Source organism: Flavobacterium sp. YO12, from assembly GCF_004119495.1.
Classification (GTDB): Bacteria; Bacteroidota; Bacteroidia; order Flavobacteriales; family Flavobacteriaceae; genus Flavobacterium.
The window spans coordinates 87829-112308 of sequence record NZ_NRQU01000009.1 but is presented as its reverse complement, the minus strand read 5'-3'; the positions used below and the strand labels follow the sequence as shown (position 1 = coordinate 112308).

General features: G+C 35.9%; 12 protein-coding genes. 9 read left to right on the top strand and 3 right to left on the bottom strand.

Annotated elements, in window-relative coordinates; all coding sequences use genetic code 11:
• Positions 1-299 precede the first annotated feature (299 nt).
• Positions 300-1490, bottom strand: coding sequence for a pectate lyase (pelA, locus tag BOW55_RS04730; protein ID WP_129023193.1), 1191 nt, complete (start codon positions 1488-1490; stop codon positions 300-302).
• Positions 1491-1503: 13 nt separating this feature from the next.
• On the bottom strand, positions 1504-3186 hold the full coding sequence (locus tag BOW55_RS04725; RefSeq protein ID WP_129023192.1) for a glycoside hydrolase family 28 protein: 1683 nt from the start codon (positions 3184-3186) through the stop codon (positions 1504-1506).
• 430 nt (positions 3187-3616) lie between these two features.
• Between BOW55_RS04725 and BOW55_RS04720 the strand changes: the two genes are divergently transcribed.
• From BOW55_RS04720 to BOW55_RS04710, 3 genes are all read left to right on the top strand, one after another.
• Positions 3617-6130: an L-rhamnose mutarotase gene (locus BOW55_RS04720; protein ID WP_129023191.1), complete on the top strand. Its 2514-nt coding sequence runs from the start codon at positions 3617-3619 to the stop codon at positions 6128-6130.
• A gap of 175 nt (positions 6131-6305) precedes the next feature.
• Positions 6306-7370: a Gfo/Idh/MocA family protein gene (locus BOW55_RS04715; protein ID WP_129023190.1), complete on the top strand. Its 1065-nt coding sequence runs from the start codon at positions 6306-6308 to the stop codon at positions 7368-7370.
• Positions 7367-8947 carry a sodium:solute symporter gene (locus BOW55_RS04710; protein ID WP_129023189.1) on the top strand — a complete coding sequence of 527 codons (1581 nt, stop codon included), beginning with the start codon at positions 7367-7369 and terminating at the stop codon, positions 8945-8947. The genes BOW55_RS04715 and BOW55_RS04710 overlap by 4 nt, the downstream gene beginning before the upstream one ends.
• 365 nt (positions 8948-9312) lie before the next feature.
• Here the strand turns inward: BOW55_RS04710 and BOW55_RS04705 are convergent, their stop codons facing one another.
• Complete coding sequence (locus tag BOW55_RS04705) at positions 9313-10524, bottom strand: MFS transporter (RefSeq protein WP_129023188.1); 1212 nt, start codon at positions 10522-10524, stop codon at positions 9313-9315.
• Positions 10525-10623: 99 nt separating this feature from the next.
• On the opposite strand from BOW55_RS04705, the gene BOW55_RS04700 reads away from it, so the two are divergent.
• The 6 genes from BOW55_RS04700 to BOW55_RS04675 all read left to right on the top strand — a co-directional run bounded on the left by BOW55_RS04700 (position 10624) and on the right by BOW55_RS04675 (position 24450).
• Positions 10624-11442 carry a helix-turn-helix domain-containing protein gene (locus tag BOW55_RS04700; protein WP_241686473.1) on the top strand — a complete coding sequence of 273 codons (819 nt, stop codon included), beginning with the start codon at positions 10624-10626 and terminating at the stop codon, positions 11440-11442.
• A gap of 476 nt (positions 11443-11918) precedes the next feature.
• A complete protein-coding gene (locus tag BOW55_RS04695) occupies positions 11919-14105 on the top strand; it encodes an alpha-L-rhamnosidase C-terminal domain-containing protein (protein WP_129023187.1) in 2187 nt (728 codons plus the stop codon).
• Positions 14106-14337: 232 nt separating this feature from the next.
• Complete coding sequence (locus tag BOW55_RS04690; protein WP_129023186.1) at positions 14338-16017, top strand: hypothetical protein; 1680 nt, start codon at positions 14338-14340, stop codon at positions 16015-16017.
• Between the two features lie 155 nt (positions 16018-16172).
• Positions 16173-17300: a glycosylase gene (locus BOW55_RS04685; protein WP_129023185.1), complete on the top strand. Its 1128-nt coding sequence runs from the start codon at positions 16173-16175 to the stop codon at positions 17298-17300.
• Positions 17301-17452: 152 nt separating this feature from the next.
• A complete protein-coding gene (locus tag BOW55_RS04680) occupies positions 17453-20779 on the top strand; it encodes a glycoside hydrolase family 2 TIM barrel-domain containing protein (RefSeq protein ID WP_129023184.1) in 3327 nt (1108 codons plus the stop codon).
• Between the two features lie 284 nt (positions 20780-21063).
• A complete protein-coding gene (locus tag BOW55_RS04675; protein ID WP_129023183.1) occupies positions 21064-24450 on the top strand; it encodes a glycosyl hydrolase in 3387 nt (1128 codons plus the stop codon).
• Positions 24451-24480 lie beyond the last annotated feature (30 nt).

Here is a 24480-nt window from a genome sequence, read left to right as displayed (position 1 = left end):
TTTTTTTTGTTCTTCCTCTTTGTCAAAGTTCAAAATTTTGACAAAGATTCTACTCGCAAACTTGTCAAATATAGCCCTTGGTTTCAACCACGAGAGCACAATACGGGACGCTACAATATTTCGTCCCCGCGGTTGAAACCACGGGCTATGGATTTAAACGAGAAATTAGATTAATCTCGTCGTAGTATGTCATTTCGACCGAAGGGAGAAATCACACTAGTTTGTCTACAAAGATTAGCGATTCTCTTTGTGGAGTTCCTTGTGCGATTTCTCCCTTCGGTCGAAATGACAAAATATTCCTAATTCTTCAAAACATCATTTCCTGCGCCCCATTTTTTCTGCCAAGCGGGATACTTTTTTAATGCTTTTTCAGGTTTATCTGTATACCATGCATAACCGCTTCTACGCTCTCGGCTGACTTCTGCCAAAGAATACAAAAACTGGCTGTCTCTATCGCAGAATAAAGGTTTGTGAGTTCCTAATTCATAATATCTCGTCCAGATTGGCGGTGCAGTAGAATCAGTTACAACACGCACATCGTTGGTGATTTTCTTGTATTTGGAATCCATTTCTGGAGCTTGAAAACTTTCTACTCTGATATTGTATATTTTAGAATCCTGAAACCATTTAATAGCACTTTGAATCGAGTTAATTATTTTCTCATTGGGATTATCGATTGCCATTAAAAACAATACTACATCAACACTTTCGGCGTTACAGATACTTGGCGGTTCGAACTTTCGTGCCCATGCAGGTAAAAGCGTAATTTCATCATGCTGCTGGCACCAAGCCGTTAGTTTTCCATCTTCTTTAATCTGCATTTTTAAAATACAGTCGATTCCTTTTTCATACGAAACGGTCACTTTTTTTCTGGTTTTAGCATCAATAAATGCAAAATCAGGATCATTGTTGACGATCTTTTTCAAAAGATTCATAATGCCCATATAAGCACCGTCATTAAATGTAATATGTCGGCTGTAACCTTTTTCTAAAGGAAAATATTGAGGCCAGCCTCCGTTGTCGTATTGCGCTTCCAAAATAAAATCAATTCCTTTTAACGCGCCGTCTTTGTATTTAGCTTCTTTAGTCAAAGTATAAACCTGAGCTAGATAATTGACGTGCGTGTAAGTCGTTTCATTGTCAAAAGTAGTATGCAGAATCGGTTTGGTTGCAATAACTGTATCAATTTGCTTTGGAGTCAGAATTGCTTTCATATCGTAATTCTTCGGCCATCCGCCATTATTACGCTGAAAAAGCAAAATATTATCAGCAATTTTAGCGTAATCCGTTTCAGCATATTGAGGCTGATTCGGAATTGGATTTACGATATTAGTTTTGTCTTTAATATGGTACCAATGATTGGTCCCATCTGTAAAAACTTTTGTACTGATTACTGATTTTTCCTCTTTGTTAGTTTGTGCATTCGAATGTAGAAACGAGAAAACACAAAGACTTAAAACAACTGCTTTTGAACTATTGATAAATTTCATTTTGAAATCGTGATTAAAATTTTACAGCTCCTTTTGGAACATCACTTCCAAGTGTAGTTGTTTTTGAAAAATCTAAATTTTTAGAAGAAACTAATTCAATATTTGCGTTTCCTTCACCGTTTATATTTACGGCTTTAGCCGATGTAGAATTGAATTCGACATTTTTTAAAGACATATTTTTTACATTGTAAACTTCAAATACATTGCTGTTTTCGATATCTAATCTCGCATTGGTGATTTTGATTCCGTTTGCGTCAATAATCGAAAATCCTTTTTCAGCCGTAACTGTCAAGTTTGAAATTTCGATATTCTCTAAATTCATTTCAGGTAGACCTTGTAAAAATACCGCTTGCTGAGCACCTTTGATCGTAATATTTTTAATTGAAATATTTTTAAACTGAGGCGTTTCAACCGTTACAGGCATTGCTTTATTAATGATTTTATCTCCCCCTTCTTCTAAAGTTTCTGCTATCGATTTTCCTCCATAATACAAATTGAAAGAAATAGCCTGCGACGGAATATCAGTCATATAAACATCCGAAATAAATACGTTTTCTACGACACCGCCTCTTCCGCGTGCACTTTTAAAACGTAAACCAACATCAGTTCCCATAAAAGTACAATTTGAAACATGCAGGTTTTTTACACCGCCAGACATCTCGCTTCCAACCGTCACACCACCGTGTCCGTGATATACAATATTGTTTCTTACGATGATATTTTCGCTGGGAATACCTCTTTCACGACCATCTTTATCTTTTCCTGATTTAATGCAAATGGCATCATCACCAACATCAAAACTTGAATTTTCAACCAAAACATTTTTACAGCATTCTATATCAAGACCGTCTCCGTTTTGAGAATACCAAGGGTTACGAACCGTTACATTTCTCACAATTAAATCTTCAACCATAAAAGGGTGAATATTCCAAGCTGGCGAATTTTGAAAAACAGGACCGTCAAATAAAACTCTTTTACTGTTTTGGATACTCACCAATACAGGTCGTAAAAAGTCATGAATTTTTTCAAAATCTTCTTTAGTTTTTAAATCAGGACGCACGTTTTGATCTGCGCCTTTAGAAGCATTCATAAATATTTCTGATGGATACCAGCTCGTTTTTTGAGCATTTAAAACACCGCCTTTTGAAATTGCTTCTTTCCATTGGCTCTCAGTTAATTTGCTCTTTTTAATTTGTCTCCAAACTTCTCCAGAACCATCCCAAACACCATTTCCTGTAAAAGCAATGTTTTCAAGGTTTTTGCCATAAATAGGAGAGATACATCGCCAAGTGTTTAATCCTTCAAAATTAGTTTCGATAATAGGATATAAAGATTTATCTGTAGAAAATTTTATTAGCGCACCTCTTTCAGCATGTAATTCAATATTGCTTTTTAGAATAATTGGACCTGTAAGCCAGATTCCAGGAGGAATAATAACTTTTCCGCCGCCTTTTTTTGAAACCGCATCTATAGCATCGGCGAAAGCCTTAGTGTTTAAAACATAACCGCCGTTTACGGCACCAAAATCTTTTATGTTTACACTGTTTTTGGGAATAACCGGCTCTTTTATTTTGGTCATTTTAAATTCAATGTCTTTGTAAGTGTCAGATGCTTTTTGCGCCAAAACTGGTACAGAAAAACTTGCTGCCAGAATGGTCAAAGCTGTACAGAAAAGGTTAGTCAGGTTAGTTTTCATTAGAATTGTATTATGGTTAAAATTTACTTTTGATGTCGGTTAGATTTTTTATCTGCTATTTTTTTATTTGATGAATAAAAAAATCCGTTATAAACTATAATTTAACAATGTAATCGATTACACAAATTTATTAAAAAAATATTATCAAACGACAATTTTGATTTAATTATAACAGATTTTTTATGAATTTGATTTTTTTATGGGAAATGGATTAAGATTTCCATTTGAATTTCTAGATTAAAAGCTAGAGCAAAAATCTGATATTTATCCTAGTTACAGGAGGGTACAGGATACCTGTCATTTTATATTCTTATAAATTGTCCTAATTATTTGGTAAAAGTGTTAAAAATACATTTATTTGTAAAGATAATAATACTTAAAATTAATGCCTCGTAATTTTATCCCAATAAAAAAATCAATACTATAAATAATGCGTTTAATTCCTTTCAACAAATTACTAATCGTTTTTTTAACGGTATTTACAATTTTTTCGGCAAACGCTGCAGAAATTTGGGTTTCACCATCTGGAAATGATTCCAACCTCGGAACAAAATCAAATCCGCTGGCAACTGTTCATATGGCAATGCGAAAAGCCAGAGAACTACGCCGATTAAAAGATCCATCAATTAAAGATGGTGTTCATATTATAGTAATGAATGGTACATATTATTTAAATGAACCTTTGTTTGTAAGACCAGAAGATTCAGGAACTCTCGATAGTCCAACAACAATTGAAGCCGATGTAAACGCTAAACCCATTATAAGCGGTGGAATTGAAATAAAAAATTGGAAAAAAGTTAATATTTTAAATGGTAAAAAAGGTGTGTTTTGGGTAGCCGATGCGCCTCAAAAAGCGGGTTCATTAATTAATTACAGACAATTGTGGGTAAACGGAAAAAAAGCCGTTAGAGCCAAAAGTACGGCAGGAAATACAATGGACAGAATTTTGTCTTGGGATCATAAATCGCAGACTTGCTGGATTCCGTTTAAAGATAAATCGGTTAAGTTCGAACCGGGAATGGAAATGTTTATTGTGCAATGGTGGTCGATTGCGAACCTTCGAATTAAAAATATTGAAGTACAGAAAGACAGCGCCAGACTTTCGTTTGAAGAGCCTGAAAGCCGAATTCAAAGTGAGCATCCTTGGCCTGCACCGTGGATTTCTAAAAACAACGGAAATTCTGCTTTTCATTTAAACAATGCTCTTTCATTATTAAATGAACCTGGAGAATGGTTTTTAGATAAAAAGAATGCTAAAGTCTATTATATTCCACGTCAGGGTGAAGATATTAATTCGGTTAAAGTTACTGTTCCAGTTTTAGAAAATCTGGTTGAAGTAAAAGGAACGATTGATTCTCCTGTACATCATTTTCAATTTAAAGGAATTTCATTTCAATACAGCAATTGGCTTCGTCCTTCAGAACAAGGTCATGTGCCTTTGCAGTCTGGTATGTATTTATTGGATGCTTATAAATTGAAACAGCCAGGAACGCCAAATCAGGCGAGTTTAGAAAATCAGGCTTGGGTAGGAAGACCTCGCTCGGCAGTCGAAGTAAATTATGCCAATAATATTCAGTTTGAATCGTGTCGTTTTGAACACTTGGCTTCGACCGGTTTAGATTTAAATAAAGGAACAAATCATAATACTGTAAAAGGAAATTTGTTTAAAGATATCGGCGGAAGCGCCATCAATGTTGGTGTTTTCTCTGAAGAAGCTTTTGAAGCGCATTTGCCTTTAATCATAAAAGATGAAAGAGAAATGTGTTCGGATGAAGTGATTTCAGATAATTTAATCACAAACGTTACCAATGAAGATTGGGGAACTTTAGGAATCAGCGCTGGTTTTGTTAGAAATATTACGATCGAACACAACGAAATTTCGGATGTTTCGTATTCTGGAATGGCAATGGGCTGGGGTTGGACACACACGCCAAACGTAATGCAGAACAATAAAATTCTAGGCAATAAAATTCATCATTATGCAAAACATTTACATGATGTTGCTGGAATTTATACGCTTTCGGCTCAACCAAACAGCCGAATCGAAGAAAATTATATTGACAAGGTTTACAATAGTCCATACGCACACGATCCGTTTTTATGGTTGTATTTGTATACCGATGAAGGTAGTGAAGGTTTTACGATTAAAAACAATTGGATTGCTGAAAAGAAAATCTTAAAAAATCATAATGGTCCAAAAGGAAATATTTGGGAACATAATGATCCGTATGTAAGTGCTAAAATAAAAGATGCTGCAGGAATTAGAGCTCCTTACAAAGATTTAGAAAAAGAAGTCGTAATAGATGAAAAATGGGGATTGCAGGAAATGCCAAAACCGTATGCAATCGAGTTGATAGGTTCTGATTTTGATATCGCAAAAATCAAATCGACTTTAACAGGTTTTAGAATTGTAGGTCAGGAATTGTATCAATGGAAAAATCATTTAGTGATTTACGGGAAAATGAATCAGCCGGAAAGAACGAAGCGAAAGTTGGCAGGCGCTTTTCCTTCTTTAGAAATTAAAATCTATGAAGATTTGGTTTATGATTTCCAAAATTTCGAAAGATGTAAAGATTCAAAACCTGCATCAGACTGGGAAAATGTGGTTTTAACAGCCAATCTTCCTGCTGATGAAAAATTGCAAAAAGAATATATAGAGTATCATAAAACGCAATTCGAGAAATGGCCGGAAGTTGCCAAAGGTTTCTGTAATGCCGATTTTCAGCAATTACAGGTTTTCAAAAAAGAGAGACAATTAATTTTGGTAATCAGTATTCCGAAAGGCGAAAACTTGGATAAACTAAATCCAAAAAGCACAGAAAATAATCCAAGAGTAGATCAATGGAATGCTTTAATGAAAAAATACCAATCGGGAATTGAAGGTGCAAAACCAGACGAAACATGGATTTTCTTGAATAAGGTGAATGTAGAAGAGAAAAAGTAGAAGAAAGAGCCAAGAAGAAAGAATTTATTGGAGAATCAAGAAAAAAGAAAATCTGCTCAATCTACTCAATCTGCTCAATCTGCTCAATCTGCGTGAAAAAATAAAAACTAACCTCAAAGTAGGTTTCAGAAATAATCTAAAATCTAAAATCAACAATCTAAAATAACCACACCTCATGTTAAAAATAGCCATTCTGGGACTTGGAGAAGGACGAAGCACAATGTCGGCTGCTATAGAAAGTTCAAAACTAGAACTCGTTAAGATATGCGACCGAAACGAAGAATTGTGCAAACAGCGAGCAAAAGAATTCGATTTTCATTCGTACACCACCAATTACGATGATTTATTAAATGATCCTTCAATTGATATTATCGCCATTTATACGCCAGATCATCTTCACGCACAACATGTGAAACAAGCTTTGTTGCACGGAAAACACGTTGTTTGTACAAAACCATTTATCGATGATCTTTCGGATGCAAAGGAATTACTAGAATTAAGTAAATCAACAGGAAAGAAAGTTTTTATCGGACAAAGTTCCCGTTTTTTCGAGCCAGCCAAAAGACAAAGAGCCGATTATGAAGCAGGATTAATAGGAGATTTAATTACAATTGAAGCGCAATATCATGCCGATCACAGATGGTTTTTAAAGAAAGAATGGTCGCTTTTGCAATCGTTTAAATGGCTGTATGGAGGCTTGAGTCATCCTGTAGATTTTATCAGATGGTATTTGCCAAATATTCAGGAAGTAATGGGGTACGGAATGATCAGCAGTAACGGACAAAATGCAGGATTGAAGAATGAAGATACGATGCACTTTATTTTTAAAGCAACCGATGGAAGAATTGCACGTGTAAGTGGAGTTTATACTTCGCCAACTCAGCCAGCACAACGCGACAGTGGAATGAGCACGATTTTAAGAGCCACAGAAGGAGCAAGTCAGGCTGATTATCACGAATTGCGTTATGCCGTTACAGACAAAACTGGGGAAGAAAAAGTAATTACTTGGGGCGACAGTACGATAAAGTATTATTTCCGTTTTGAAGGACAAAGTCATCATGGCGGTGAATATCAGAATTATTTAGAATATTTTGTAGACAGTATTGAACAAGGTTTTGAAGCGTATCCAAACATGGAAGAAGGGATTGGAACTGTGGCTTTACTTCAAGCGATGGATAGATCGTTGCAAAGTGGCGCTCCCGTTAAAATTGCTAGTATTCTTAATGAATATGGATTATGAACAGTATCTACGATAAATTAACCACGCTAGATTTTGTAATTGTTGCCGTTTATTTAGTGGCTTTATTGGTCATTGGATATGTGGTAAGTATGAAACAGAGAAAGAAAAACGAAACGCTTTTCTTGGCCGGCAATTCATTAAACTGGTACAGCATCGGGTTTAATATGTGGGGAACCAACGTTGGGCCTTCGTCATTATTGGCTTTTGCGAGTATTGGTTACGCTACGGGAATTGTAGCAGGAAATTTCGAATGGTACGCTTTTGTGTTTTTATTGCTTTTGGCGATGGTTTTTGCACCAAGATATATTGCGAGTAAAGTAAGCACAATGCCCGAATATATGGGAAAACGTTACGGCGACAGTACGCAGAATATTTTGGCTTGGTACGCTTTGGTAAAAATATTAGTAAGCTGGCTGTCTTTAGGATTATTCAGCGGAGGCGTTTTAGTACGTCAGATTCTGGGAATTCCGATGTGGCAGAGCGTTACCGTTTTAGTGATTTTCTCTGGAATATTTACATTTGCAGGAGGATTAAAAGCGATTGCAAAAGTGAATGTTTTCCAAATGATTCTGTTGATTGTCGTTTCATTAACTCTTTCTTTTTTAGGTTTACAAAAACTGGGCGGAATCGATGTTTTAATTGCTAAAACACCTTCAAACTTTTGGAATTTAGTCCGTCCTTCAGATGATGCGCATTATCCGTGGCCGGCTATTTTGTTGGGATATCCTGTTGCGGCAGTTGCTTTTTTCTGTACTGATCAATCGATGGTGCAGAGTGTTTTAGGAGCTAAAAATCTAGAGCAAGGACAATTGGGCGTAAACTTCATTGGTTGGTTAAAAGTAATGGCTTTGCCGTTGTTTATTCTTCCTGGAATTTTGTGTTATGCGTTATATCCAGAATTAGGAAGCAACTCCGACTTAGCTTATATGACAATGGTTACGAATCTTTTTCCAAGTGGAATGAACGGTTTGGTAATTTGTGTAATGATTGCTGTTTTGGTGGGAACAATTGGCTCTTCACTAAATGCTTTAAGCACTGTTTTTACTAATGATATTTATGTGAAGAAAATCAACCCGACGGCAACGATTCAGGATCAAATTAAAATTGGTCGTTTAACAATTGCTGCTGGATGTGTTTTTGCGATTCTAATTGCTGTTGCGATTGACAATATCAAAGGGCAGAATTTATTCAATATATTTCAGGCGGTTTTAGGTTTCTTGGCGCCTTCGTTGTCTGTTGTTTTCCTTTTGAGTGTTTTCTGGAAACGTACTACCAAAAAAGCCGTAAATGCAACGCTTTCCTGGGGTTCGGCTTTTAGTTTGTTTGTAGGTGTTTTGTATTTATGGATTTTTCCTGCCGATAAATATCCAGTTTGGCCTCACTTTTTATTGATTTCGTTTTACATTTTTGCTGTGCTTTTAATTACAGCTGTTATTATTTCTTTAACCGATAAAAATCCTGAAGTCAATGTTTCAGATGAAACGGATATTCCTAAAACTAGTAAAAAGGTGAAACTTTTGTTTGGTTTACTAGGGTTGACGATTTTGGTTTTGTATTTGGTTTTTAATGGAAATTAATAAATTCAAAGAATTTCAAGTATAGCCCGTGGTTTCAACCACGGGAACACAATGTATAACATTACGTTTACGAAAATACGTTTCCCGTGGTTGAAACCACGGGCTATGTCTTGAAAAAGATTGTAAATACACAGATAAAATTTTGCTCGCAAAGCCGCTAAGGCGCAAAGTTTTTTATGAGTTGCCTCCAGTTTTAACTGGAAGTATATGTAAAAAGAATAGAAAAGGCTTTAACCAAATATCTATAATTTGGCTAAAGCCTTTTGAGCTTTATATTTTTTCTCATCCCGATTTATCGGGACGCAATTAAAACTTAATTTTTAAAATAAAACTTTGCGCCTTAGCGACTTTGTGGCATAAAAAAATTACTCAACCTTCTTTTTCTTCTCCAAATTAGGCAAGAACCCAGTAATAACACCAATCAAAGGCAAGAATGCACAAATTTTAAATACATATTCTATACTTGTAGCATCGGCGATTTTCCCTAAAATAGCAGAACCTAAACCGCCCATTCCGAAAGCAAATCCGAAAAAAAGACCAGCAACAAGTCCTACTTTTCCAGGCATTAATTCAGTTGCATAAACCAGAATCGCTGAGAATGCCGAAGAAAGAATCAATCCGATAATTACAGATAAAGTTCCAACCCAAAATAAAGAAACGTAAGGCAACATCAATGTAAACGGAGCAACGCCAAGAATAGAAACCCAGATTACATATTTTCTACCATATCGGTCGCCAATTGGTCCTCCAATTAAAGTTCCTGCAGCTACAGCACCTGAGAATAAGAATAAATATACTTGTGATTGCTGAATTGTAATGTGGAATTTATCTATCAAGAAGAAAGTATAATAACTTGTAATACTGCTCATGTAGAAATACTTAGAGAAAATCAGAACCAATAAAATTATCAACGAACCGATTACTCTATTTTTAGACAAATGATGCGTTTCAATTTTATGAGAAGCTTTATTCGCATTTCTTTCAGATAGATGTGCAGTATACCAAATCGCAATTTTATACAAAGCAAAAACACCAACTAATGCAATAATACAGAACCAAGCGATATAAGATTGTCCATGCGGAATAATGATAAAAGCTGCTAATAAAGGACCAATCGCACTTCCTGCATTTCCTCCCAATTGAAAAATAGATTGTGCCAAACCTCTTTTTCCGCCCGAAGCCAAGTGTGCTACTCTAGAAGATTCAGGATGGAAAATCGAAGATCCAATTCCGATTAAACTTACTGATAACAATAAATTGATAAAACTCGAAGCGATAGAAACAAAGAAAAGTCCAACCATTGTAAAACACATTCCGATAATCAATGAATATGGTCTTGAATTTTTATCAGTGTACATCCCCACAAATGGTTGTAAAATAGACGCCACCATTTGATACGTTAAAGTGATAATACCAATTTGAGTAAAACTTAGATTAAAATTTTCTTTTAATAGAGGATATATTGAAGGAACTAGAGCCTGTAAAAGATCATTAATTAAATGAGAAAAACTTATAATGAATAAGATCGAGTAGGTTGTTTTTTTTACTATATCAGGATTTGCTTTAATAGTGTCCATGCGTTATTTTTTTAATTTTAATTAGTGTTAAAACAACAATTGTGTTGTTTTTTGCAAAGATTAAAAGAATACTAATGTCAGAATTGCTATATTTGGACAATGAATAACCAGATTCGGACATATCGAATGGCGCAGGAACATGGATACAGAGTAGATCCATCGATTCCTGTTATTGGCTATACCGAAATGGTAACAAACGAAATGTGTATTTCGCACTCACATCCAAGAGGTCAGCTTATTTATGCAACTCGTGGCGTAATGAACGTTGTCGTTGGAAATCATATTTGGGTTGTGAATCCGTTGCAGGGCTTGTGGCTTCCGGGTGACGTAGAACATCAGGTTACTTTTCAGAAAGACGTTAATTACTACAGCGTTTTTATCGATCCGTCTGCAATGGAAGGATTGCCAACAAACAGTTTTTCATTTGATATTCCGATGTTTTTAAAGCAGTTGGTTTTCAAAATCATTTCTTTCGGAATAGAAGGAAATCTAACTCCGCCACAAAAAAGAATCATCGCAGTTTTCTTGGACGAATTAGCTTTAATTGAGCCAAGTGCGACTTTTTTGCCAACAACCAATCACGAAAGACTTCAAAAAGTAGTGGAACTGTTAATGGAAGATATTGCCAGCAAAAACACGATCGAATATTACGCCGAAATTTCTTTTATGAGTACCAGAACTTTATCCCGATTGTTTATCAAAGAACTGGGAATGAATTTCAGCGACTGGCGTACACGTTTAAAACTACTCGAAGCCATAAAACGTTTAGGCGAAAAGCAATCCATAAAGGAAATCGCCTTTAATTTAGGTTACGAAACTACAAGCGCCTTTATTTATATGTTTAAAAAGCATTTAGGCAAAACACCTTCTAATTATATTTTAGAAGATGAAAATGAATCAGATAGAATGATTGCTTAGCTTTTGAGCATAAAATTGAACGCAGATGAGACGGATTTACTTCGTAAAGACGCGGATTTGCACGGATTTTTTTAGTTTTATCTAGAATAACCACAATCATTGTCATTTCGACTGAAAGGAGAAATCACACTAGTAATTCTACAAAGATTGGCGACATACGTTGCGTAACCCCGCGTGTGATTTCTCCTTTCAATCGAAATGACAAAACTATATGGAAATTCCAAGTTTTACAGGAATGACAAAAAAGAGTAAAAAAAGAAAAAATCCGTTTTTATCCGCGTCTTTACGAAGTAAATCCGTCTCATCCGTGTCCTCTAAAATTGTAACATCATTTTTTTTAGTACTAAAAAAGTGATAACTCGTAATTTTTCCCTTAAAAAATTATCAAACATTGCATTTTTTTATGAAATAACAGGATACTACAGGTTGTGAAATGTAAAAATAACACTTATCTTTAGTCCCTAAATATACTAACTATGCTAAACCGCTTTTCTATTTTTAGGACTTTACTTCTTTTTGCTGGCCTTTTTTATTGTTCGCTATTATCAGCACAGGAAAAATCAAAAGAAGCGACATGGATCTGGTATCCAGGAGATTTTGAAGTTTGGTTAAGCAATAAAATGCAGGTAAGACGTACAGAACGTGAAGCTGTATTTCCTCCGCTTTGGCAATACTATAGTCCTTATGCTTTGGTCACTTTTCAAACAGAAGTAGATATTCCACAGCCAGACGAAGTAAAAATCTTCTCAGAAGGCCCTTTTCAGTTACTATTAGACGGCGTTCAAATTTACGGACAGCCAAAATCTATAACAATTCCTGCCGGAAAACATAAAATTTCTTTTAAAGCGTATAATCAAGAAGTGTTGCCTGCAATTTATATTAATGGTAAATATGTTAAATCTGATGCCTCTTGGAAAGTTACCAATGAGGATAAACTTTGGATTGATGAAACTGGAAAAGCACAGCAATCTGGTACACCTTGGGTTCCTGTTGGTTCTTGGAATTTTAATTCGTCAGAGAATAAGCCTTCTGAGTTTAAATTAACAACCAAACCTTTGAGTGCAAAGAAAACTGAAAAAATAGGAGCAGGTCAGTTGGTAGATTTTGGTAAAGAAACTTTTGGCTATATTAAAATTCACGGTTTAAAAGGAAAAGGCAAACTAGCACTTTATTATGGTGAATCTCGTGAAGAAGCTTTGGATTCTGCTAAATGCGAAACTTTAGACCATTTATCTTTTGATGGAAAACAGTCTGAAACCTATACACACGATGGGTCGAAAGCATTCCGTTATGTTCAGGTTCAAGCAGATGCAGGCGTAAAATATGATTCGATTTCGATGCTTTATGAGTATCTGCCATTAGACTATCGTGGTGCATTCAAATCTTCTGATCAACAATTGAATCAAATTTGGGATGTCTCAGCTTACACCATGCATTTAACGTCTCGCGAATTTTTTATTGACGGAATTAAACGTGATCGTTGGGTTTGGTCTGGCGATGCTTATCAGAGTTATTTAATGAATTATTATTTATTCTTTGATTCGGCTTCGGTAGAACGAACCATGTTGGCACTTCGCGGAAAAGATCCTGTTACAGCTCACGTCAATATCATAATGGATTATTCGCTGTATTGGTTTGTGGGTGTTTACGATTACTACTTGCATACGGGCGATACGAAATTCATCAAAACTTTTTATCCGAGAATGAAATCACTTATGGATTTCTGTTTAGAAAGAAGAAACAAAAACGGATTCCTTGAGCCATTAGAAGGTGATTGGGTTTTCATCGACTGGGCAGACGGATTGCCAAAAACAGGCGAAGTTAGTTTTGAGCAAATGCTTTTAGCCAGAAGTTTAGAAGCTATGGCAGTAAGTGCTGAAATTGCTGGCAAAACTGAAGACCAAAAACAATATCAAAAATTAGGAACTGATTTAAAAACCAAATTATTTGATGTCTTTTGGGATAAAAAAGAAAACGTTATGAAACACCAGCGTATCGATGGAAAAATCCAAAATATAGTAACTAGATATGCTAATATGTTCGGTATTTTCTTCAATTATTTTAATGAAGAACAAAAACAAAGTGTAAAAAATAAAGTGTTATTGAATAAAGATGTTCTTCAAATCACAACACCATATATGCGTTTTTATGAGTTAGAAGCTTTATGCGCGATGGGCGAACAGAATTACGTTTTAAAAGAAATGAAAGATTATTGGGGTGGAATGCTGAATGAGGGCGCAACCTCTTTCTGGGAAGAATACAATCCAAACAAAAAAGGAACTGAGCATTTAACTATGTACGGTCGCCCTTACGGGAAAAGCCTTTGTCACGCTTGGGGCGCAAGTCCAATTTACTTATTGGGAAAATATTATTTAGGTGTAAAACCAACTGCTCCGGGTTATTCCCAATACGAAATCAAACCAAATCTTGGAGGATTAAAATGGATGGAAGGAAAAGTGCCAACACCAAACGGAGAAGTTGCCGTGTATTGCAGTACCAAAGAAATCAAAGTAAAAGCAGGTGAAGGAGAAGGAAAATTGATTTTTGAAAGTACATCAAAACCAAAAACAAACTCTGGAATAATTACAGAATTAGCAAAGAATAAATATCAGTTGATTGTAAAACCCAATGTGGAGTATAAAGTGAGTTACAAAGTTCTATAGTACTTAGTGTATAGTTTATAACGTCGAGTTTGTCATTCCGAGGGACGAGGAATCACACTCGTAATCACAAAGATTGTCATGCCAGTTTTGTCATTTCGACGAAGGAGAAATCTTCGCAAGTAGCTCCGCACAGAATGTCGCCAATCTTTGTAGAGTTTCGCACGAAGATTTCTCCTTCGTCGAAATGACAAGATTGGGGAAATTTAGAAATCAAAAAAAATATATAAAACCAATGTTTTCAAAAAGTAAGAAATACAACTTCAAATTAAAAACTGCTTTCTTAATGCTATTAGCTTTCTGCATCCAAGCCACAGCGCAAACCACCGCATGGAAACCAGCATCATTTGAAATTGTAAAATCCAATTACAAAACTTTCAAAACGACACAATACGCTCATGTATTTTCAGGAAGCAAACACAATATTGTTCGTTTAGCCCCAGAATTACAAGGTTTAACAGGCGTTGAACTTCCTTTAGATAAATATAAAAATGGAACTAATTCTCCATTACAATTAAAATTTAAAGAACCTGTTACGGTTTTGATTGGTGTTTTTCAGGATAAAAATGCTGAGTATCTTCAATCCAATCAAATTGGAAATAATAATGAGATTCTAGAAAACGGAGTTACGATTACAGGTTTACCGCCAGTAAGCGTTTATGCAATACCTTACGGAAAAGGAACTCACACTATTTTACCAAATCAAAAAGGATTATTTGCTGTTTTGGGAGTTTTGAAAAGCGACCAGCAATTGAATGCAAGAGATGTTAAATTACCAGATGGTAAACTTTGGAATCCAACTTTTATCGTTGAAGGATTTTCAGATGAAAAACCACTTTTCGAAGTTATCGGCGGAGAAAACAAGCCCGTTATTGATGAAGGAATGTCTGGAACAGAAGGAATTCAGGGAGGTTTTGAAGGCGGGCGTGTGGTAAAAGTCGGAGACACTTATCATATGTTTCCAACCGAAAGAGCAGGAGAAAAAGGCGTTGATTATTATTACGATCGCGTAAAAACCAAAATCGGGCATTGGAAAAGTAAAGATGCCATTCACTGGAAAAGAGAATCTACAATCTATCAGGCAAGCGGAACTTACGCCTTTACCGAAGATGACAACCCAATGAACGATCGTCGTGGTGCAATTTGGTCATACATGCCAGTTTTCAATGAAAAAGCAAACAAATGGTACGGCTATTATTTAGCTTATACCGTAAGTAAAACAATAGAACCAAATCACTCTTTTGGAAGAATTTGGCGTTGTGAATCGATTGTAGAAGGAATCAACGGAATTGGCGGGCCTTATAAAGATATGGGAATTATTATGGAACCCGGATTAGATTCTCAGCCTTGGGAAGGGCGTCAAGGTGTTGCTTCGTTTTTTCCGTATCAGGTTGGCGATAAGTGGTTCGGATTTTATAGTGGCGCTTATCCGTTCAATTCTTGGGCAGATTATCCGAAGAAATCAGGAAAAGGCTGGTTTGTAGCTTTAGCCGAATCCAAAAGTTTAGAAGGCCCTTGGTTGAGAATGAATAAAGGTTTGGAACCCATTAAAACCATGCATCCACAGTTTGTTGAAAATCCAATTGTAAGTCAGTTGCCAAACGGAATGTACATTGCAATCTTCGATGGAGGCCCAGACGGTTGGGGACATCATTTACCAAATATGATTGCCTATTCATTATCAGCAGACGGTGTTAATTGGGCAGAAGCGCATTATTTACCAATCGAAACCAAAGTAGATAAATGGTGGGATATTATGAGAACTCCGCTTTGTCTAATCCCAGAAGGAAATGATGTTTACACAATCGTATACAATGCAATCGATCTAAAAAGAAGATTTCATCCAACAGGAATGGTAAAAGTAAAATTAAACAAAGACGTGATGGAATCTAAATTAAAAGAGTTAAAGAAATAGAAGAGAGTGGGAAAGAAGAAAGATGCAAGAAGCAAGATTTTAGAATATAGAGCATAGAAAATAGAAACTTTGCGACTCTGCGACTTTGCGAGATTAAATAATTCCCAAACAAAAAACTTTGAGCCTTAGCGCCTTCGTGGCAAAAAAACATAAAAATGAAAATTAAATATCTAATCGTTGCCATTTCAGCACTTGCCATTACCAGCTGTGCAACCAAATACAAGAAAAGAGAAATTACTGACAGCGTAATGCAGGAGATTTACGAAGAAATCAAAACGCCTTATAAATATGGTTTGGTGATGGTTCCAACAGACAACTCATACAAAATGGACTGCCCGAGTGTGTTTAGAAAAGACGGGAAATGGTATATGACGTATTTAATTTACGACGGAAGAGGTTATGAAACCTGGCTAGCTGAAAGCGACAATCTTTTAGACTGGAAACATCTAGGAAAAGTAATGTCTTTCTCAGAAAACGAAAAACATTGGGATGTCAACCAAAAAGCAGGATATATTTCGTTGCAGGATCTGACTTGGGGCGGAAGCTACGAATGGGAAAAATACGATGACAAATACTGGATAAGTTATTTTGGCGGAGACAGCAAAGGTTACGAAGCAGGTGTTTTATCAATCGGAATGGCATATACCAAAGAAGCGCCTACAAAACCACACGAATTTCAAAGATTAGAAAATCCGGTTTTAACCCCAAAAGACAAAGATGCTAAATGGTGGGATAACAGCACAATGTATAAAAACAGTGTGATTCGTGATAAAGATAAATTGACAGGACACAATTTTATCATGTATTACAATGCCCGTGGGGATAGTATCAATCCAGCTAAAGGTGCAGAACGCATTGCTATGGCAGTCTCAAATGATATGAAACACTGGGAGCGTTATGGTAATAAACCTTTAATTAACCATCATAAAGGAATTTCGGGAGATGCTTATATTCAGCGTATTAATGATACTTGGGTAATGTTCTATTTTGGAGCTTTCTGGACGGGTTGGAATCAAGGTGCATTTAATCGTTTTGCAGTTTCGAATGATTTAGTAAACTGGACCGACTGGAAAGGTGATGATTTAGTGAAATCATCTGAACCTTATGATGATATGTTTGCGCATAAGTCATTTGTGGTAAAACATGACGGCGTTGTCTATCATTTTTACTGTGCTGTTAACAAAGCAGAACAAAGAGGAATTGCAATTGCCACTTCTAAAGATTTAGGAAAAAGCAAATTGAATTTTGTAGCACCGCCGGAGAAGAAAGCAAAGAAGAATTAAGTATAGAGAATTAAGTATAGAGAATTAAGTATTAAGACCTAGTTTGTCATTTCGACTGAAAGGAGAAATCACACTCGTAACCACAAAGACTGTCGATTATAATTGCGGAATTTCTCGTTCCTCGAAATGACAAAAAAACTAAAAACAAAAGAATGTTTCAACCAATTCAAAATAATAACTGTTCAAGGTTTCGATTTTCGATGCTAAAATCAGTATTCACATTTTACATTTTACTGTTCACAATTTACACGCAAGGACAATCCGTAACAGGAGAACCAGCGGGAGTTCCAGAATTGCATAAAAAATACGAATTTGCACCTTGGGAAGATCCAACAGTTACAAGTATCAACAGACAGCCTTCAAGAGCAACAGCCTATTCATACACAAGTGTTGAAGACGCTTTAAAAGGCGACAGAACCAAAAGCCGAATCCAAATGTTGAATGGCGATTGGAACTTTAAATATGCAGTAAACTTAAATTTAGCTTCAAAGGATTTCTATAAAAATACTGTTTCAGGTTGGGATAAAATCGAAGTGCCTTCAAATTGGGAAATGAAAGGACACGATAACCCAATTTACAAAAGTGCCGTTTATCCGTTTAGACCTATAAATCCGCCTTATATTCCTAAAGATTATAATGGAGTTGGTTCTTACCAAAGAAGTTTTACCGTCCCTGAAAACTGGAAAGATATGACTGTAACTTTACATTTCGGAGCTGTAAGTTCAGGTTTTGAAGTATGGTTAAACGGAGAATTTTTAGGTTATGGAGAAGACAGTTTTTTACCATCAGAATTTGATGTTACACCATATTTAAAAGCAGGAGAAAATATAGTTTCAGTTCGCGTAATTCGTTGGACAGATGGTTCTTATTTAGAAGATCAGGATCATTGGCGTATGAGCGGAATCCAGCGAGAAGTTTTCATTATGGCGGAACCAAAATTGCGTATTCAGGATTTCTTTGTTCAAACAAAACTAGACAAAGAATATAAAGACGCGATTTTTAAACTAAGACCAAAAGTAGAAAACCTTACAGGAGAAAAAGTGAAAGATTATACCATGAATGTTCAGTTGTACGATGCCAATAATACGGCAATGTTCAAAGAACCGCTTCAAAGATCTGTAATCGATTTAATCAACGAAAGTTATCCTCGTTTGGATAATGTTCGCTTTGGATTCTTCCAAGAAAATATTAAAAATCCTAAAAAATGGAGTTCAGAAGAACCGAATTTATATACGATGGTCATTTCTATAAAAGACAAAAACGGAAATGTTACAGAAGCCAAAAGCTGTAAAGTGGGTTTCCGTTCGATTGAATTCTCGAAAGAAAACGGAAAAATGCTTATCAACGGAAAAGAGACTTATGTCTATGGTGTAAACCGTCACGATCATCATCCAACAAGAGGAAAAGCGGTTACGAGAGAAGATATCAAACAAGATATTACGACGATTAAGAAATTTAATTTCAACTTTATACGTACGAGCCATTATCCAAACGATCCTTATTTCTACGAATTATGCGATCAATACGGAATCATGGTAATGGACGAAGCCAATCAAGAAACACACGGAATTGGAGGTAAATTAAGCAACGATCCGCAGTGGACAAACGCTTATATGGAACGTATGATTAGAATGGTAGAACGCGATAAAAACCATCCGTCTATTGTGATGTGGAGTTTAGGTAACGAAGGTGGAAAAGGACCTAATCATGCTGCAATGTCAGGTTGGGTTCACGATTTTGATATTACGCGTCCTGTACATTACGAACCTGCACAAGGGAATGCAAAATTAGACGGTTATATTGATCCGCTTGATCCAGGATATCCAAAAACAATCGATCATGCTTACCGATTCGAAAATCCACAAGATGATTCGTATGTCGATATGGTAAGCCGTTTTTATCCAGGCGTTTTTACACCGAAATTTTTAGTCGATCAAAAGAAAGATACTCGTCCGATTATTTTCGTTGAATATTCTCATGCAATGGGAAATTCAGTTGGAAATTTAAAAGAATTATGGGATGAATTCCGTTCACTTCCAAGAGTTATTGGAGGTTGTATTTGGGAATTTAAGGATCAAGGATTAGTGAAATTTGATTCCAGATCAGGTCAGAATTATTTTGCTCACGGAGGAGATTTTGGCGAAAAATACCATGACGGAAACTTCAACACAAAAGGAATTGTAGATTCTAACGGAAAACCAAAAGGCTCTATTTTTGAGAATAAATGGGTGTATCAGCCAGCGATTTCGACTTTAAATGGCAATAAATTAGAAATCAAAAATCGTCAGGCAGTTAAATCTTTAGAAGATTATACTCCGATTTTAAAAGTTTTAGAAAACGGAAATGTTATCAAAACTCAGATCTTAAAACCATTAAAAGTAGAGGCAGGACAATCTATAACTTTAGATATTAGTTCGTATCTGCCAAAAATGAAAAATGGTGCCGAATATATTTTAAATATAGAATTCCAGCTCTCAAAAGACGAGCTTTGGGCTTCAAAAGGTTACGCTGTTGCGGAAGATCAGTTTGTGGTGAAAAGGAAAGAGGCAGTTTCGCTAGAATCCAAAAAAGAAATTTTAAACGTTTCAGAATCAGATTCAGATTTCAAAATCAAAGGAAAAACTTTTGATATTACAATTGGAAAAACAAACGGAGCTTTGAGTTCGTATGTTTTTAACGGAGAAGAACAAGTTTTTGCACCTTTATTGCCAAACTTCGTAAGACCACTTACGGACAATGATAAAAGAGGATGGAAATCGCAAAAGTTGTTGAAACAATGGTATAAAGCAAAACCAAAGTTGGTAAATATTGCTATTGATAAATCGGCTTCGGAAATCAAAATCACAAGCGATTACGAAATCATAAAAGACAGTGCGAACGTAAATGTTGTTTACAATATAAGCCCAGACGGAGTGATAAAAGTAGATTACAGTTTGAAAGCTTCGGACAAATTGCCAAACATTCCAAAAATTGGAATGCAGATGGGAGTTCAAAGAAAATTTGACCAAATTTCATGGTACGGTAAAGGAGAATTGGAAAACTACAGCGACAGAAGTTTCGGTTCGTTTGTTGGGAAATATTCGCTTCCAATAAATGATTTTATCGAACATTATCCAAAACCACAAGAAAACGGAAACAGATGTGATGTAAGATGGATGGCATTAAGTACTCTTCAGAAAAATAATGGGTTTTTAGTAGTAAACGATACCAAAGTTTTAAGTATGAGCGCTTGGCCATACACACAAGAAAATCTAAGCGCATCAGGACATACGTATGATTTGAAAGATCCAGGATTTTTGACTGTAAATATCGATTTAATCCAAATGGGAGTAGGAGGAAACGACAGCTGGACATTGGTTGCACAGCCATTGGAACAATATCAGATTAAATCAGGAGATTATCAATATAGTTTTTATTTAATGCCTTTCAGCGGTTCTAAGAATCAGTTGGAAAGTAGTTTGAAGAAGTTTAAATATTAGTAATTGATAATTTTAAAATTAAGAACTAAAGATTAAGCGATACAGTTTGTCATTTCGAGGAACGAGACCAGAGCGATAGCGAACGGGCGAAGCAAATCACACAAGAAATTCGACAAAGATTATCAAATATAGCCCGAGGTTTCAACCTCGGGAAACGTATTGTTAAATCACGTTGCGTCCCAATGGTTGAAACCATTGGCTATGTCTAATAATAACAAATTAATGTATAAACCCGACAGGTTTCAAAAACCTGTCGGGTTTACAAACGAAATAAAGCAATAATAATGTTTCAAAAAAAACACCTCTTTTTTATCCTCCTTTTGGCGAGTTTTGTCTCTGCACAGGAAGTCCATAAAAAAGAATCTTTTCAATCAACATTAGAATCCTCCAAAACTTGGGTGTATTGGTATTGGATGAAATCGGCGTATTCTAAAGCAGGAATTACAGCCGATTTAGAAGCTATGAAACAAGCAGGAATCGCAGGCGCTTATTTAATGACTATTAAAGGCCCGGCAAATCCACCATTGATAGACCCGCCGGTTTTACAGTTGAGTCCTGAATTTTGGGATATGATTCATTGGGCTTTTAAAGAAGCAGATCGTTTAGGTTTGAAACTAGCTTTTCACGGAGCTGACGGATTTGCTGTTGCAGGCGGGCCGTGGATTACACCAGAAATGTCAATGCAGAAAGTAGTTTGGTCAACAACTGAAATTTTAGGCGGAAAAAAAGTAACCTCAAAACTGCCAGTTCCAATCCATTACAAAGACTATTATAAAGACATTGCCACTTTTGCGATTCCGATTAAAGAATACGAAATCACTTCGCAGATGCAACTGCCAAAAGTAACGACATCAAACAATACTGATGCTTCGTTTTTGGCTGATCCGAAGAAAGACGAAAACTTTAAGTTTGCAGATGCAGGTTGGATTCAATACGAATTTGCACAGCCTTTTAACTGCAAATCTATTGTCATTGAAACAAAAGGAAGAGATTTTCAGGCACAACGTCTTATTGTAGAAGTGAGCGATGACGGAATCAATTTTAGATTCCACGAAAGAATGATTGCACCACGTCATGGTTGGCAGGATATGGATTTCCCAAATACACATACTATTACGCCAGTTACAGCAAAATATTTCCGATTTGTTTATGATCCAAAGGGAGCGGAGCCAGGAGCAGAAGATTTAGATTTTGCAAAGTGGAAACAGAATTTGAAAGTGAGTAAAATTACACTTTCGAACCAATCACTGATTAATAATTACGAAGGAAAGTCAGGAGCAATTTGGCGCTTGACTCCGCAGACTACTGAAAAAGAAATTCCAAACTCTGATGCATTCAAAAAAGCAGAAATTATCAATATTTCCAATTTCGTTGATGCCGATGGAAATTTGAACTGGAAAGCACCAAAAGGAAAATGGAAAATCATCCGAATGGGACATACTTCTACAGGACATGAAAATGCAACAGGCGGAGCAGGAAAAGGATTAGAAGTAGATAAATTCAATCCTGAATTAATTCGTTTTCAGCTAGATCATTGGTTTGGAGAAGCTGTTCGTTCGGCTGGGCCAGAACTGGCTTCAAAAGTTCTGGAAATCCTTCATTTTGACAGCTGGGAATGCGGAAGTCAAAATTGGTCTTCGGTTTTTCAGGCGGAATTTAAAAAGAGACGTGGTTACGATATTGTCGAATATTTGCCTTTAATGGCTGGAATTCCAGTTGAAAGTGCCGATTTTTCTGAGAAAGTTTTATACGATGTTAGAAAAACAATTGCCGATTTAGTTGCCGATAATTTCTACGGAACTGTAGCACAAATCGCCAAAGAATATAACGTTAAGTTAAGTTCAGAGAACGTTGCGCCAACAATGATGAGTGATGCTTTGTTGCATTATAAATATGTTGATTATCCGGGTGGAGAATTTTGGCTGAAAAGCCCAACGCACGACAAACCTTTTGATATGGTCGATGCCATTTCGGGAGGACATATTTACGGAAAAGATATTATTCAGGCTGAATCTTTTACGGCTCTGAGGATGGATTGGGACGAGCATCCCGGAAATCTAAAAACAACAGCAGACCGTAATTACACTTTAGGAATCAACCGTTTATTCTATCATGTTTTTGTGCATAATCCGTGGACGGACAGAAAACCAGGAATGACTCTGGACGATATTGGAACCTTTTTCCAAAGAGACCAAACTTGGTGGAAGCCTGGGCAAGCTTGGTTTGATTATTGTCAAAGAGTGCAGTTTCAATTGCAAAAAGGAAAACCTGTAATTGATCTAGCAGTTTTTATTGGCGAAGATTTTCCTTCCCGTTCTTTTGTTCCAGATCGTTTGGTTCCGTTTATCCCAAATGTGTTCGGAAAAGAAAGATTGGAAAGCGAGAAAATCCGTTTAGAAAATGAAGGTCAGCCAACGGCTAAAATGCCAAAAGAAGTGACCTATTCTAAAAACATAACCGATTTATCACAATGGATTAATCCGCTAAATGGTTATCAATATGATTCTTTTAATGCTGATGTTTTAATTAGTCGTGCGAAAGTTACAAACGGAAAAGTGACATTTGATGGAGGAATAGAATATGGCGCTTTATTCTTTCCGGGAAGCCACAAAATGGCACCAAATAAAATTTTGTCTTTGGCTTCAGCTGAAAAAATATTACAATTGCTAAAAGACGGAGCAACCATTTTTGTGGATGAAAAACCAAATATTCAGCCGGGAATTCAATCAGAAGCCGATCAAAAAAAATGGCAAAATGTAATTGATGAAATCTGGAATAATTCCAATTCATCAACATGGAAAATCGGAAAAGGAACAGTTATTAAATTACCGTATTTAGGAAATGATTTTGCTTCAATCGGAATTACTCAGGATATTTATTTCCCTAATTTAAAGCGTTCTGAAGCTGAAACATTGGCATGGACACATCGTAAATCGAATACAGAAGATATTTATTTCATTTCCAATCAAAAAGCGGAAAAACGTTCTTTCGAGGCATCTTTCAGAATTTCAGGAAAAGTGCCGCAATGGTACAATCCCGTAACAGATCAAACTACGGCTTTGTCCAATTGGAAAATAGAAAACGGAAGAACAATTGTTTCCATAACTTTAGAGGCCAACGAATCTGGTTTTGTGATTTTTAAAGATGAAACAAAAGAAGTTTTAACAAAAGGAAAATCATCTGAGTTTGAAAAAGTTGAGACTTTAGATGAAAACTGGGAATTGCAGTTTGATGCTGAATTTAAAGGTCCAAAAGAGGTTGTAAAAACAAATAAACTTTTTGATTGGAGCACTTTAAATAATGATCAGATTAAGTATTATTCTGGAACAGTAGTTTATAAAAAAGAGTTTGTTTGGAAAGGAAAAGATTCTAATAAAATCTGGTTGGATTTAGGAGAAATCTCAAATATTGCCGAAATCAAAATCAATGGAAAAGACTGTGGAACGCTTTGGACTTTCCCTTTCAAAACTGATATTTCAAAAGCTTTACAAAAGGGAAAAAATTCAATAGAAATTAAAGTCACAAATACCTGGGCAAATAGATTAATCGGCGATCAAAAATTGCCAAAAGAAGAAAGATTAACGTGGACAACAGCGCCATTTAGATTAGAAGGAGAACCGTTGTTAAAAGCGGGATTGTTTGGGCCGGTAAGTATTTTAAAAGAAAAATAAAATGTTAGCCACGAATTCACGAATTTTTTA

What these genes read in the sequence shown, in the direction of transcription:
- BOW55_RS04725 (WP_129023192.1), bottom strand. Translation starts at nt 3,186, where the DNA reads ATGAAAACTAACCTGACTAACCTTTTCTGTACAGCTTTGACCATTCTG.
- BOW55_RS04710 (WP_129023189.1), top strand. Translation starts at nt 7,367, where the DNA reads ATGAACAGTATCTACGATAAATTAACCACGCTAGATTTTGTAATTGTT.
- BOW55_RS04675 (WP_129023183.1), top strand. Translation starts at nt 21,064, where the DNA reads ATGTTTCAAAAAAAACACCTCTTTTTTATCCTCCTTTTGGCGAGTTTT.
- BOW55_RS04705 (WP_129023188.1), bottom strand. Translation starts at nt 10,524, where the DNA reads ATGGACACTATTAAAGCAAATCCTGATATAGTAAAAAAAACAACCTAC.
- BOW55_RS04680 (WP_129023184.1), top strand. Translation starts at nt 17,453, where the DNA reads ATGTTTCAACCAATTCAAAATAATAACTGTTCAAGGTTTCGATTTTCG.
- pelA (WP_129023193.1), bottom strand. Translation starts at nt 1,490, where the DNA reads ATGAAATTTATCAATAGTTCAAAAGCAGTTGTTTTAAGTCTTTGTGTT.
- BOW55_RS04700 (WP_241686473.1), top strand. Translation starts at nt 10,624, where the DNA reads ATGAATAACCAGATTCGGACATATCGAATGGCGCAGGAACATGGATAC.
- BOW55_RS04695 (WP_129023187.1), top strand. Translation starts at nt 11,919, where the DNA reads ATGCTAAACCGCTTTTCTATTTTTAGGACTTTACTTCTTTTTGCTGGC.
- BOW55_RS04720 (WP_129023191.1), top strand. Translation starts at nt 3,617, where the DNA reads ATGCGTTTAATTCCTTTCAACAAATTACTAATCGTTTTTTTAACGGTA.
- BOW55_RS04690 (WP_129023186.1), top strand. Translation starts at nt 14,338, where the DNA reads ATGTTTTCAAAAAGTAAGAAATACAACTTCAAATTAAAAACTGCTTTC.
- BOW55_RS04685 (WP_129023185.1), top strand. Translation starts at nt 16,173, where the DNA reads ATGAAAATTAAATATCTAATCGTTGCCATTTCAGCACTTGCCATTACC.
- BOW55_RS04715 (WP_129023190.1), top strand. Translation starts at nt 6,306, where the DNA reads ATGTTAAAAATAGCCATTCTGGGACTTGGAGAAGGACGAAGCACAATG.